Here is a 13250-nt window from a genome sequence, read left to right as displayed (position 1 = left end):
GATGCGTTCAGGACAGTTCGTTGATAAGGATTTGGGCAACGTCTTCAAGCGACGAGCGCGTGGCCATGGCACGGCTCTGGATGCGGCGATGCGCTTCGTGTTCGGTAATGCCCTCGCGGGCGATCAGCAAGGTCTTGGCGGTAGCCACCTTGCTGGCAGCAGCATAGCGGCCTTCCAGCTTGCGCACATGGGCCAGCGTGGCGGCCTGCTGGCGCCACGCGGTACGCGCCAGCAGCAATTGCGTCAACAGGCCGAAGGGCCGGATCGGGCGTTCGATGACGCCGGTACAACCGCTTTGCAGCACCAGTTGCAGGGTGGCGGGGTTTTCGTATTCGACGATGCCGACCAATGGCGGACTCAGCTCGGTAAGGCTGTCCGCCAGCTGCTGGATGGCCTCGCGCTGGTCTTCTTCAATCGGCAGCACCACCACGTCGGCATCCGCGCCCAGGCGCTCGGGCAAAGGCCATTGTTGCGTCGGTACGCAGCCGATGCGCTTCAAGTGCGACATCAGCAAGCGTGATTCGGCGTCCTGCGGAAGCAGGACCATCACGCGCAGGCCGTTGAGTTCGCGCAGCGCGGTGCTGCTGCGCGCGGGCCGGTTACGAGGCGCCATCACGATAGGGCCAGGGCCTCGGGGTCCAGCGCGTGGTCCACCAGGTACGGCACCGGCCGTACCGCGCCGCGCGCCGAGTAAATGATTTCGAACTGGCGCCGCGCGTTCACGCGGGCAATGCGCGGCCAGAGCGAGGTGTGTTGGGTGTCGCCATCGATGGTGACCAGGCCCTGCGGCGCTTCGAAACTGGCTCCGTTCAGGGCATTGACCAACGCCGGTAAGGCCAGACCGCCCGCGCGGCGGGCGGCGTCGGCCACCAGATGCACCTGGAAGTAGGCGGCTTCGGCCCCCGCCGTGATGGGGCTGTCTTCGCCATAGCGAGCCTGGTAGGCCCGCGAGAAACGCCGGCTGGGTTCGGTGTCCAGCGTGGCGAAGTAGGGCGCGGCGGTGATGTGGCCCTCGGCCTGCTCGGCCGTCAACGCGGCCACATCGGTTTCGTTGGTGGCCAGGCTGACGATCGGCATGCGCGCCGGATCCAGTCCCAGCTCGCGATAGGCCCGATAGAGCTTGACGATGTCGCGCCCGACCACGGTCGAGTAGATGGCGTCCGGGCGCAGCGCCACGGCGCGCTTGAGCACCTCGGCCAGATCTTCCTGCGGCGCATTGAGCGGCAGATAGACCTCGTCAACGACTTCGCCACCGGCCTGTTCGTAGAGCTCGCGCATGATGCGGTTGGACTCGCGCGGGTAGACGTACTGCCCGCCGATGAACAGCACCCGGTTGCCGAAATGACGGATCACATAGCTGGCAAGCTGCACCGAATTCTGGTTAGGCACGGAGCCGGTGTAGAAGCAATACGGCGAATACTCGAAGCCTTCGTACAACGTGGCGTAAAAGAGCAGCGCGCGGCGGCTTTCCACCACCGGCAGCACGGCCTTGCGCGTGCTGGACATATGCGTGCCGAAGATCAGCGGCACGCGCTGGCTGTCGCACAGCCATTCGGCCGCCTGACGGTAATCGGGCGGCTGCGCGCCCACGCGCGCGCTCACGGGCACCAGCGGCACGCCATCGATGCCGCCGGCCGCGTTGACCTCGTCGATGGCCATCAGCGTGGCGTTTTCCTGGGTGATCTCGGTGGCGGCTGTCAGGCTCTCGTGCGAGAACAGCAGGCCGACCCGGTGGCCGTCGCGCGCGCTCACAACACCGTCCAATCAAGGTCGCGCTCGAAGGCGCGGGCCGCGCGGTACAGCGTGGGCTCGTCGAAATGGCGGCCCACCAGCATCATGCCCACGGGCAGCCCGTCGCGCAGTGCGCAGGGCACCGAGATGGCCGGATGGCCGGTGACGTCGAACGGGGCGGTATTGGCATTCATTTCCAAGGCGCGGGTCACAAACACGTCCGGCGTGGCGTTGGCGTCGATCAGGCGTGGCGCGCGCATCGGCACCGTGGGCATCAGCAGCATGTCCACTTGCTTGAGCGCCTGGTCATAGGCCAGGCGCAGGCGGCGTGCCAGGTTCTGGGCCTTGCCGTAGTACTGGCCGCCGTAGCGCGCATGAAAGTATTCGCCCGCCAGCAGGCAGGTCTTGACGTCATGCGGGAACTCGTCGGCGTGATCGCGCCAGTGGCGCTGCGCCTGCATCAATCCGGTCACATAGAGCCCTTTCCAGTTGGTGCCGTAGTTATACCCCTTCATTTGTTGTGTCGTGCCTTCCACGGCAATCGGGGTCCAGATCGCGTGGCCTTTGCGATGCAGGGGTACGGGCACCTCGCTTACCTCGGCGCCCAGCGCGGCGAGGTGGCCGGCGGCCTGGCGCACGGCACGATCGACTTCGGGATCGCTGTTGCTCCATCCAAACCCTTCCGGCACCACGCCCACGCGCAGGCCTTTCAAGGGCAGGCCCTGCGCGGGCAGGTCGAGCGCATCGGCGTAAGCGGAGCGTTCGACGGGCAGGTTCTGCTGACGCGGGTCCAGACCGTCGGCGCCGGCGATGGCATCCAGCAAGCGGGCGTTGTCGGCCACGGTGGCGCTCATGATGCCGGCATGGTCCAGCGTCATTTCGATGGGCATGATGCCGGTGTACGGAATCAGGCCGTGAGTGGGCTTCATGCCATAGATGCCGGAATAGGCGGCCGGTATGCGCACGGAACCGCCCTGGTCGGTGCCGATGGCCATATCCGCTTCGCCGGCGCCCACCAGCGCCGCCGCGCCGGACGAGGAGCCGCCCGCCGCATGCGCCGGGTTGCGCGGGTTGCGCACCGGGCCGGCCGCGCTGGTGTGGCTGCTGCCGGACACGCAGAAATATTCGCAATGGGCCTTGCCCACGATGCGGCCGCCGGCGTCCAGGATGCGCGTGGCCACCGTGGCGTCCTGGTCGGGCACATAGCCGCGCAGCGTGGCCGCGCCATTCATCATGGGCACGCCCGCCAGGCAGATATTGTCTTTCAACACCACGCGCTTGCCCGCCAGCGGGCCGTCCGGGCGGCCGTCGATCTCGGTGCGCACGTACCAGGCGTTGAGCGGATTGTCTTCGGGCTGTACGCCTGGGGTGCGCGGGTAGCGCACCACCGGCGGCTGGTCGATCATGGCGTCGACCTGGTCATAGTCGGCAAAGGTGGCTTCCAGAATGCTGTCGTAGGCGCGCAGCGTGGCGTCGTCCAGATTCAGGCCGATGCGACGCGCGGCCTGGTCCAGCGCTTCCAGAGTGGGACGGGGAAGGGACATCTCGAATTCCGTATCAGGATTGCAGACCGCCGTAACGCCGGGCGATCTCTTGGGGTGTGGTGGAAGCGGTCGGCACATCGGCGATGAGTTCGCCTTTTTCCAGCACCAGGATCCGGTCGGACAAGGCGCACAGGAAATCGATGTCTTGCTCGACCAGCAAAATGGCAATGCCATGGGAAGCCCGCAGGTTCTGCAAGGCTTCGACGATCTCGTCGCAAATTGAGGGCTGGATACCTTCGGTGGGTTCATCCAGCAACATCAGCTTGGGGTCGCCGCACAGGCAGCGAGCCAGCGCCAGCAGTTGCTGCTCGCCGCCAGACAGGCTGCCGCCCGGCCGGTCCAGCAGGCGCTGCAAACGCGGAAATACCTTCAGCACCGACGCGATCTTGACGTCAGCCTGGCTCAGTTGTTTCACGCACCCCATGCGCAGGTTTTCGGCCACGGTCAACGCCGGAAAGATCTGTCGGCCCTGCGGCACGAAGCCCAGCCCATGACGAGCGCGCGCATACGGCGCCAACGCGCCAAGGTCCCTGCCCTCCATGGTCAGTGAGCCCCCGGTCAGCGGAAGCTCACCCATCAGCGTGCGCAGCAGCGTGGTCTTGCCCATGCCGTTGCGACCCAGCACACCGGTGAACTCACCCGCGGCCATCTCGAACCCCACGCCATGCAGCACGGGAATGCGGCCATAGCCGGCCTTCAGTTCATGCGCTGCGAGCATGCGGCTCTCCTTGCTTGCCCAGATAGGCGGCACGCACTTCCGCGTGCGCCATGATGTCGTCAAAGCTGCCTTCGGCCAGCACCTCGCCCTGGTTGAAGACCGTGATGCGGCCGGCAATCAGGCGGATGAATGCCATGTCGTGTTCCACCACCACCACGGTACTGTGCCGGTTGATGGCGGCGATCAGGTCCGCCGTCTTGCGAACCTCGTGCTGAGTCATGCCGGCGGCGGGCTCGTCCAGCAACACCAGTTCGGGACGCGAGGCCAGGATCATGCCCAGTTCCACCCATTGGCGCTGTCCGTGCGCCAACGCATTGACTGCTTGATGCGCCACGGATTGCAGGCCGATCTCTTGCAGTACCTGCGCGGCAATGTCGGCAGGGTTACCGTCGCTGCGACGGCCCGCGGCCAGCCGCAAGCCTTCAAGCACATCCAGCCCTTCAAAGACGTTGGGCACCTGCGTCTTGATGCCGATGCCCAGCCGGGCGACTTCGTGCGTGGCCAGTCCGCGCAGCGGCTTTCCCTTGAAGCGGATTTCCCCCCGGCTGGGCCGCAACTGGCCCGACAGCATCTTGAAGAAGGTGCTCTTGCCTGCCCCGTTGGGGCCGATCAGGCAGCGCACCTCGCCACGCCGCAAGCGAAAGTCCACGTCGCGCACGGCGTGCACGCCGCCAAAACTGACGCTCAGACCCTGCGTCTCCAACAACATGTCGTTCATGCTTGCTCCTTGACGGCTGGCGTGGCCGAACGCGACGACGATCGCCATAAGCGACGCGCGGCATCCGCGATGGTGGGCGCCAGCCCACGCGGAATCAGCAGCACGAACAGAATCAGGATCACGCCCAGCACAAGGCCGGTATCGACCGTATGTTGCGCACCAAGCCGTGTGACCATGGCTTGCAACGCAACGCAGGCGATGATGGGGCCGATCAGCGTGCCGCGCCCGCCCACAATGACCCAGATGATGATCTGCGCCGACTGCGCCAGGCCAAACACACCAGGGCTGACAAAGGCGCCCCAGTTGGCGTAGAGCATGCCGGCCAGGCCCGCCAGCGCCCCCCCCAGCGTGAAGGCTGCCAGCTTGTAGAAGCTGGCGTTGTAGCCCAGCAGCATGGCGCGTTGCTCGTTCTCGCGCACGGCAGCCACCACCCGGCCAAAGCGCGACGCCATGACCGCGCGCAAGCCGAAATAGGCGGCGATGAGCACCAGCGCCGCCAGCGTGAAGGTGCCTTCTGGCGACAGCGGTTCGGCGGCGCCGGGCAGGGTCAATGGTGGAATCGAAGGGATACCGTTGAATCCGCCCAACAGGGCCTCGCCAATGCGATAGCTGTCACCCGACGTGGAATTCATCAGATTGAACAGAATCAGCGTGACGGCCAGCGTGATGACGCCCAGATAGACGTCGCTGATCTTGCCGTAGAACATGAAATAGCCCAGCAACGCCGCGAACGCCGCCGGCACCGCGACCGCCAACGCCAGCGCGCCCAGACCCGGCCCGAAGTTGAACGCGCCGACGGCCCAGGCATAGGCGCCAAGACCAAAGAAGGCTGCCTGGCCAAAGCACAGGATGCCGCCGTGGCCCCAGACAAAAGCCAAGCTCAGGGCCAGCAAGGCCATGACCAGATAGACCGTCATGGACAGCAGGCTGAACATATCGACCGCCAAGGGCAGCGCCACGGCGGCCGCAACCGCCACCGCGCCCAGCGCCAGGGAAAAGACAGGTACACGCATCAGATTGCTCGCTTGAAGAATCGACCGGTGATGCCTTGCGGCAGCAAACGGATCAGCACGATGGCGGCCAGCAACAAGGCCACCTGCCCATAGACCGGCGTGGCAAGAAAAGTGACGCCCTGGCTGATGGCGCCGAAGATGCCCGATGCGCTCACGGTGCCCGCAATGACGGCCGAGCCGCCGCTGATGACCGTGATGAAGGCCTTGGCGATATACGCCGCGCCAATGGTCGGGATGACGCCGGTCAACGGCGCGAGCACCGCGCCCGCCAGGCCCGACAGCGCCGCGCCCAAACCGAACGTCAGCTTGTAGACGCCGTTGGGATTCATGCCCAGCGCGTTGGCCATGGCGGCGTTCTGCATGCAGGCACGCGCCCGCAACCCAAAGTCGGTGAAGCGCAGCAGACACCACAGGGCCAGCATCACCACGGCCGCCAGCCCGATCAGGAACAGGGTGTAGCCACTGGCCTGGCGCGCCCCGATGGCGATGCCGCCCAAGGGCGACGAGATGCCGACGGTGGTATTGCCGAACACCATGGTGGCCGTGCCGATGACCGCCAGCGACAAGCCCCAGGTGGCGAGCATGGTGTCGATCATGCGGCCATACAGGTGGCGCACCAGCAAATGCTCGACAAGCACGCCGAAGAAGCCCACGGCCAAGGGCGCCAGCACCAGCATGGAAATCCAGATCGGCACGCCCCATTGATTGGTGGCCAGGATGGCGACATACCCGCCCAGCATCATGAATTCGCCATGCGCGAGGTTGATGATCTTCATCATCCCGAACACAACCGCCAGCCCCACGCTCAAGAGCGCGAGGATGGCGATTGCCCCCAGGATATCGATGGCATAGATGGCAACGAGATCCATGGGGTGCTCAGAACTTGATGGCGTACTGGCGGTTGTCCGCCGGGTTCTTGATCAGGTCGCACACCGCGGCGGTATCGCCGGGTTGCTGCTGCGGGAAGCTTTCCACCAGGTTGAGCTTGCGGTCGCGCACTTCAGCAATATGCACGTCAAGCGTGCAATGGTGCGTGGCCGGGTCCAGCGTCACGCGGCCGCTGGGCGCGTCGATGGCCACGCCCGATTCCAGCGCTTCGATAACCTTCATGCGGTCGATCGACCCGGCCTTGCGCACGCCTTCGGCCCACAGCATGAAGCCTTGGTAGGCGCCCATGGCCAACTCGGTGATGTAGGGGTAGTCGGCGCCGTACCGCGCATGGAAGCGCTTGACGAAGTCGGCGTTGACCGCGCCTGGCAGCTCTTGCAGGTAGTTCTGGCAAACCAGGAAGCCGTTGCATTCTTCCGGTGACAGCACGATGTGTTCATTGCCGCCCGCGAACGTCGTGGAGGCAAGCGGAATCTTGCCGGTCATGCCGGTCGCCTTCCATTGGCGATAGAAGGACATATGCGCGCCGCCCACCAGGGCGGACCAGATGAAGTCCGGCGATGCCGCCTGGATCTTCGAAATGGCCGCGCCAAAGTCCGTCACGTCCAAGGGGAAAAATTCGGTGGCGACGGTCTTGCCGCCGACATCGGCCGCGTACTTGCGCACCCAGTTGGAAACGATCTGGCCGTAGTTGTAGTCGGCCGCCACGATGTAGACCTTCTTGCCCCATTTCTTTACGGCATGCGGCGCCAGCTTCTGTACGGTTTGGGCCGGCGTCACGCCCGCGGCAAAGTAGTTCCGGTCGCACACGCCGCCTTCGTATTGGTTGTCGTAGAAGTACAGCGTGCGGTAACGGTTCAGCACGGGGCGCACCACCTCGCGCGAGGCCGACGTGATCCCGGCATGCACCACGGCGGCCTTGTCGCGCAAGGCCGCCTGTTGCGCAAACTGCGCATAGAGCTGCATGTTCGATTGCGCGTCATAGGCGATGAAGTTCAGTTGCCGGCCCAGCAAGCCGCCCTTGGCGTTGATTTCTTCCGCCGCGAAGCGCAGCGCGTCCATGACCGGCTTGCCATAGATATCCAGGCCGCCCGACAGGTCATAGATGGCGGCAACATTGATTTTCTCTTCGCCGGCGGCGAAGGCGCGTGTGCCCGTCAGGCCGGCCAGTGTGGCTGACGCGGCGGTAACGGCGGTGGAAGACAGGAACTGGCGGCGGTTCATGCTCATGTTGGTAAGCCCCTTGTGCGCAGACGGCGCGCAGCACTTGCCCCCGGCGCAAAACGCACGGACGAGCAAAGGCCGACGCCGAAGTTGCGTAGACGTGAGTAGGTGTTGGGATATGCCGAGAGACCGGCAGAATGTCGACGTCGTTGTCGACAAGAGAATTGCTGAACGACCGCTGCGGCAGTTGCGTCTTTGGAACTTACCGGGTCGGTCTCCCTGGAAAAGGAGACAGGAATTATTTTAGGAGAACGGCGTAACGCGGCATAACCCCGTGGTTTCCCTAGGGGCTGCCGCGCTACGCCACGGCGCGGCTACTTCGCCGCACTACGGCTTCGCGCACCCAGCCCCGCTGCGTGACACCGGCAAGGGCGTATCCCCCGACGTGTTGCCGGCGAACTTGCGGATCTTCTCAGCCAGTTCAGGCGTTGGCCGCTCGTAGCTGTAGCAGTACGGCGGCGTGGGAGCCGACTCGGGGCGATAGTCCTGAAGCACGGGCTTGGCATCGCCCAGGTACAGGTTGTCTTTCAAGCGCAAGAAGGCCTTGTAGTCACGCTTGTAGCCATGCACCGCTTTCAATTTTTCGTACGCGCCACGATCCGACTCCCCGTTGCTCAGCGCACTGCGCCCGGACGCGATGGGAATGTAGCGGCAGTAGTTCACGTTGATGCCTTCCACCGTGGGGAAGAATTCGGGCTCGACACATTTGCGCTTCGTGTCGTTGTTGAAGATGTTTCCTTCCACCAGCGCTTTCGCTTCCAGGCTGAAGCTCATGCCGTAGAAGTCCCAGTTTTCAAGCAGGTTGTTGAACAGGTGGAAGGTGCCGAATTGCCCGCGCGGGTTGCGCTGCACGGTATTGAAAAAGTAATTGTGGTGCAGCGTCACGCGCGCGATGGCGTCGCGCTCGTAGTTGTGGAACAGGTCCTTGGACGTGATGTTGTTCAGCAGCATGACCTTGTTCGAGTTATGGAACTTGGTCCATGAGATCGTGACGTCGGTCGAGCCATTCTTTACGTTGAGCAGCCGGTCGGACATGCGCGACAGATCCATATGATCGACCCACACGTCGCGGCTGCCATTGGCCACGTTCACTGCCTGCGTCAGCCGATTCAGGCGGCCATCTATCGTGAGGTGCGTCAGGATCACGTTCTGGCTGCCATACACGCCCAGGCCGTCGTCGATCAAGGTGACGCGCTTGCCGCGTCCGTCGATCGTGGTGTTGGACGGTACGCGAAGCTGCTTCTTCAGCACGATCGTCATGTCGGACGCAAAGCGGATCCAGGTGGGTCCCTTCTTGGCTTGCGCCAGCGCGGCGCGCAGCGTGCCTGGCCCCGCGTCCTGGTCGGAGGTGACCTCGATCAGCCTGCCGCCCAGACCACCCGTGGCCTTTGCGCCGTAGCCTTCGCGCTGTTGCAGCAGCGACGAGACCCAGGCGCAACTTTCATCCGGGTAGGCGCAGGCTTCACTGGCTGCTGCCGTGCCACCCGCCAACATGGCAAAGGCCAGAATGACCGAGGCCTGAATGGCCCAGGCCCGGATGGCCCAGGCCCGGATGGCCCAGGCCCGCAGCCAACGCGATGGCTTCCTTCCTGACTTCCTTCCTGGCAGCATATCCGCCCTCCTTGTCACTGCGCGGAGCGATCCGCCGGTTTCACATGGCGCCAGATGCCGCCGCTTGCGCGCAGGTTCTCAGGCGGGCCTGCCAGGTGTTCCCGCAGCAGTTCGAAATAAGCCTTCTGCCAGCGCGCTGCATACGCCTCGGCGTCTTCGCCGGGATTGGCGGCCGGCAGCATTTCAAGCGTATAGGCCACGTGGCCGTTTTCCCAGCGCGGCACGTAGAACACCGACGGCACGCCCAGCCGATGCGCCAGGTGCGACGCGAAGCTGGAATACGTAACGTCCTGCCCTTCGAACGTGGTGCGCGGCGCGGCCGGGTTCGCCGCGCCATCGATGGCCAGGCACAGCACGTAACCCGAGTTCAGTGCGCGCATGCAGGCCTTGGCCACCTGCGCCTCGGTCTGGTCGGCGGTGGAAATCAAGGCCGTGGCGTAGCTGCTCTGGGCAACGCTGGGCGCCGTCGCGAGCCAACGCGAGGGGATGCCCAGCAATTCCAACGCCATCAACCCGGCATACATGGGGCCAACGTGCGCCGTGGCCACCACCACCCCCCGGCCAGCCGCCAGGAGCGGCGCAAAAAAGCGTTCGCCGGTGTCCAGCTCGCCCAGCACCTGCATGGCTTCTTCGACGCTGTCTTCGCGGCATTCCAGCCAGTCGAACAGCAGGTGGTCCATCATGTGGCCCCAGCGCACCCGGCGTTCCCATTGCTCGCGATCAATCTCCTTGTCACCGCGCAGCGCCCAGGCCCAGTCCAGGCGCGCCTGTGGAATGGGTGCGGAATCCAGGCGCGCTTCCATCTGGCGCATGGCTTCCTGGAAGGTCGCGGGCAGTTGCTCGCTACGCGCCGCGACGTACTTGTCGTACAGCGCCTCGGCCTCTTGCTTGCGGCCCGCCTGCGACAAGGCCCCGATGGCCGCGCGCTGCCACAGCCGCTTCTCGGGCGATTTCTCCAGCAACGTCAGCATCTGATCGGCGGCTTCGTCGTACTGCAAGGTGTAGCGCAGCGCGCGTGCATACAGCGCCCGCGTCTGCTCCAGGTCCGGCGCCAGTTCAATGGCCTGCGCCAGTGGTGCCACGGCGTCCTTGTAGCGGCCGGCGCGCAGCAGCGTTTCGCCGTACAGCGTCAGCAGCCTGACGTCGGTCGGCGCCGCGCGCAAGCCCGCCTCGAAGTGCGCCAGCGCATGCACCTTGCGATCGTCCTCGGTGCTGCGCCGAAGGTGCGACAGGCCCAGCGAAGAACGCAAGGCGGCACTGTCGTGTCCCGCAGCCAGCGCCGCGTTGCCCAGCTGGATGGCGGCCTCGGCGCGGTCATCGTCCATCAAGGCGCGCACGGCAACGGTCGCCACGCGCTCGTTCGGCAGCTTGTTCGGGTCCAGCGTCGCCGCGATACCGGCCGCGTCGGCCGCGTCGCCGTTGCGCGAAAAGGCCAGCATCCAGAAGTGCGCTTCGCCGGGCTCGGCGCGCGCGATGTCCAGCGTGGCGCGGGCGACGTCGGCGGCCTCGGCGACACGGCCTGCCTGCACCCGCAACTGGATCCGCGCGGCATGCATGGCCGCGGATGCCGGCGCCAGCGCGGCGGCGGCGTCAGCCTCGGCGATGGCGCGTTCCCACTGCTCGGTGCGCCCCAACAGGCTGGCCAGCGTGCGGCGTTCGTCGGCGCGCAGCGGGTAGGCGGCAATCAGCACCTCAAGCGCGGCGATGGCAAGCGCAAGCCGGCCTTCCCGCATGTAAGGTGAAACCAGCAAGCGGCGCACATCGCGCCAGCCATCGCCAAGCTGCGCCAGTGCGGGCGCAAGCTTGGCCATGTCGCGCGCGGGGTCGTCAGCGTCCAGGATTTCCTTGATGACCGCGCGCAGCCGCGCGGTAGCGTCGGCCTGCGCGCGGCGCGCCGCAACAGCAGGATCGACCGCGTTTTCAACGGAATTTTCAACCATGGCGAAGCCCCCTCAACAATGCCATCGCCACGCGGGTGATGAACATCAACACGAATCCCAGCGCCAGCGCTTGCAGCAGCAGGATGGCGGTACGCGGGCTGCTCGGACGATCGGTCGGCACCGGTTGCGCAATGATGGACAGATACCGCTGCAAGCGCAGCGCATCCGTCATGGCCTGCTGATACGACTGCTGCGCCAAGGTCAGGTTCGAATCCGCGAAGGCCTGGGTATTTCTCAGCGCCTCGTAGGACTTGAGCTGCTTGGCTTCCGTATTCCCTTGGCCGCTTAAGCGACGGCGCACCGACTCGATCCGCTTCTTCAAGGCCACCACCTGCATCTGGGCGGGCTTCAGCATGAAATGGTCTTTGTTGCCCAGCGCGCGGATCTTGTCCAGATTGATCTGCGCGCTGCTCAACTCGGTTTCAAGCTGGCTAGACAAATTCAGCAGCATCGACACCGTGGCGGTCGGGTCGATATTGCCATGCGTGGTGCGCCACGCCGTCAGCGCCTCGCGGGCGGCAAGCGCCTTTTGCTCGGCAAGCCTGACCGATTCTTCGCTGACCTTGAGCTTGTCGGCCACGCCTTTCTTGTTCATTGAACTGACGAACTCCTCGGCCATCCCGATCAGCGCCCGCGACAGGGTGGCGGCGTCGTCGGGTGAATACGCGCTGACGCGCAGCACGTCGATCTGCTCAAGCGCGTTGAACGACACGTGCACCGCCGCCTGATAGGCACGGTAAAGAGCGTCGTTGCTTGAGTCTTCGGAAAGATGGTTGAGCGGGTCCACGCCCGCATGCACCAGGTATTGGCGCAGGCCGACGCGTTGATCCAGCTGCTGCATGGCATCGCGCGATTTCAGGAAGTCGGCCACCGCCCAGCCGTCCACGAAGCCACCCAGCATGCCGCCCATATTGCCGGTGGTGAGCAGGCTTGCCGGTCCGCCTCCGCCGCCTTGCTGGCCGGACCCCGCCTGCACGAAGAAGCGCGATTCCGCTTCGTAGCGCGGCGTGGCGATGACCAGCGCGTAGACCAGGGCGCAGGCCACCGGCGCAATGACAATCAGCGCATTGATCCAGCGGTGACGGCGGCGCTGGCGTATCGACGCCTGCCGTTCCAGACGGCGGCGTTCGATCTCGGACCCGCCTTCAGATGCCGAGCTGGCTGTCCTCGAAGCCTCCGAAGACGTCGTCGCCCGCGCTGCCGGATTCATTCCTTGATCGTCTTGGGGGAACCGGCTGATGCATTGGTCGAGGTCGTCTTCGATCCGGAGGTTGCTTCGTTCATAAATCAAGCCTTTCAGGCAATAGTCCGCCAACTGATTCTGGCGATAACTGGAAAAAATCAATGTCCGGCCAATCAGCCGCTCTTCGAACAGGGCCAGCCAAAGACGGGTGAAACGGCAGGGCTCGAAAGGGATGGACCCTTCGATCACATACACGTCGAACGCCGGCGCCAGCGCCAGTGCGAACGAAAATTCCTGCCGTGCGTAGAGCGGCCAATGCTCCATGGGCTTGGCCAGGACCTTGGGGTCGCTGACCAGGTCGGCCACCAGTTCGTAGGTGGCATCCGCGTCGATTTCGTACATCTCGCTGACGAAGTCGATCATGCTCAGGCCGTTTGCCTTGCCGCGAATGAAGCCTTGCCGGCCGATGGCCCAGGACACATTGCCGTCGTGCTTCACAAAGCCCTGGCGCGGCGGCCGCAGGTTGCACAGCACATCGATAATCTGGCGATGCATTTCCGGCGCGGGCGACAGCAAGGCATAGCGCCCCACCGGTATGTCCAGGGTGACGTTGGCCAGCAGCGCCTGCCTGGTGCCAAAGGCAAAGGGCTCGTCGGTGACGCCGTTCAGATGAATCATCT

Annotated in this window: 11 protein-coding genes and 1 pseudogene; all 12 read right to left on the bottom strand. The window is 64.9% G+C overall.

The annotated features are described in order from the left end of the window. Nucleotides 1–7 precede the first annotated feature (7 nt). Entirely contained in the window at nucleotides 8–613 is a 606-nt protein-coding gene (locus tag P8T11_RS21280) for an ANTAR domain-containing response regulator (RefSeq protein ID WP_268082302.1), read from the bottom strand. Then, nucleotides 613–1752 carry a transporter substrate-binding domain-containing protein gene (locus tag P8T11_RS21275; RefSeq protein WP_268080158.1) on the bottom strand — a complete coding sequence of 380 codons (1140 nt, stop codon included), beginning with the start codon at nucleotides 1750–1752 and terminating at the stop codon, nucleotides 613–615. Before P8T11_RS21275 ends, P8T11_RS21280 begins: the two co-directional genes overlap by 1 nt. After that, nucleotides 1749–3275: an amidase gene (locus P8T11_RS21270; protein WP_268080159.1), complete on the bottom strand. Its 1527-nt coding sequence runs from the start codon at nucleotides 3273–3275 to the stop codon at nucleotides 1749–1751. The genes P8T11_RS21275 and P8T11_RS21270 overlap by 4 nt, the downstream gene beginning before the upstream one ends. A gap of 13 nt (nucleotides 3276–3288) precedes the next feature. After that, entirely contained in the window at nucleotides 3289–3993 is a 705-nt protein-coding gene (locus P8T11_RS21265; RefSeq protein WP_268080161.1) for an ABC transporter ATP-binding protein, read from the bottom strand. Continuing rightward, nucleotides 3977–4711, bottom strand: coding sequence for an ATP-binding cassette domain-containing protein (locus P8T11_RS21260; protein WP_277549696.1), 735 nt, complete (start codon nucleotides 4709–4711; stop codon nucleotides 3977–3979). Before P8T11_RS21260 ends, P8T11_RS21265 begins: the two co-directional genes overlap by 17 nt. After that, the gene (locus tag P8T11_RS21255) at nucleotides 4708–5724 is read right to left on the bottom strand and encodes an ABC transporter permease subunit (RefSeq protein ID WP_268080163.1); all 1017 of its coding nucleotides are present in this window, start codon (nucleotides 5722–5724) and stop codon (nucleotides 4708–4710) included. The genes P8T11_RS21260 and P8T11_RS21255 overlap by 4 nt, the downstream gene beginning before the upstream one ends. Continuing rightward, a complete protein-coding gene (locus P8T11_RS21250) occupies nucleotides 5724–6593 on the bottom strand; it encodes an ABC transporter permease subunit (protein WP_268080165.1) in 870 nt (289 codons plus the stop codon). The genes P8T11_RS21255 and P8T11_RS21250 overlap by 1 nt, the downstream gene beginning before the upstream one ends. 7 nt (nucleotides 6594–6600) lie before the next feature. Then, nucleotides 6601–7842 carry an urea ABC transporter substrate-binding protein gene (locus tag P8T11_RS21245; RefSeq protein ID WP_268080166.1) on the bottom strand — a complete coding sequence of 414 codons (1242 nt, stop codon included), beginning with the start codon at nucleotides 7840–7842 and terminating at the stop codon, nucleotides 6601–6603. A gap of 321 nt (nucleotides 7843–8163) precedes the next feature. Further along, the gene (locus tag P8T11_RS21240) at nucleotides 8164–9330 is read right to left on the bottom strand and encodes a pectate lyase family protein (RefSeq protein ID WP_268082304.1); all 1167 of its coding nucleotides are present in this window, start codon (nucleotides 9328–9330) and stop codon (nucleotides 8164–8166) included. Between the two features lie 131 nt (nucleotides 9331–9461). Then, nucleotides 9462–11387, bottom strand: coding sequence for a tetratricopeptide repeat protein (locus P8T11_RS21235; protein WP_268080168.1), 1926 nt, complete (start codon nucleotides 11385–11387; stop codon nucleotides 9462–9464). Continuing rightward, on the bottom strand, nucleotides 11380–12597 hold the full coding sequence (locus P8T11_RS21230) for a sugar ABC transporter (RefSeq protein WP_268080169.1): 1218 nt from the start codon (nucleotides 12595–12597) through the stop codon (nucleotides 11380–11382). The genes P8T11_RS21235 and P8T11_RS21230 overlap by 8 nt, the downstream gene beginning before the upstream one ends. Further along, nucleotides 12533–13248: pseudogene (locus P8T11_RS29145) on the bottom strand (ATPase). Before P8T11_RS29145 ends, P8T11_RS21230 begins: the two are co-directional and overlap by 65 nt. Nucleotides 13249–13250: the final 2 nt, after the last annotated feature.

The organism is Achromobacter spanius, from assembly GCF_029637605.1.
Taxonomy (GTDB): domain Bacteria; phylum Pseudomonadota; class Gammaproteobacteria; order Burkholderiales; family Burkholderiaceae_B; genus Achromobacter; species Achromobacter spanius_E.
Note: the sequence above shows the minus strand (reverse complement) of the source record. Positions and strands in the feature narration are given on the sequence as shown.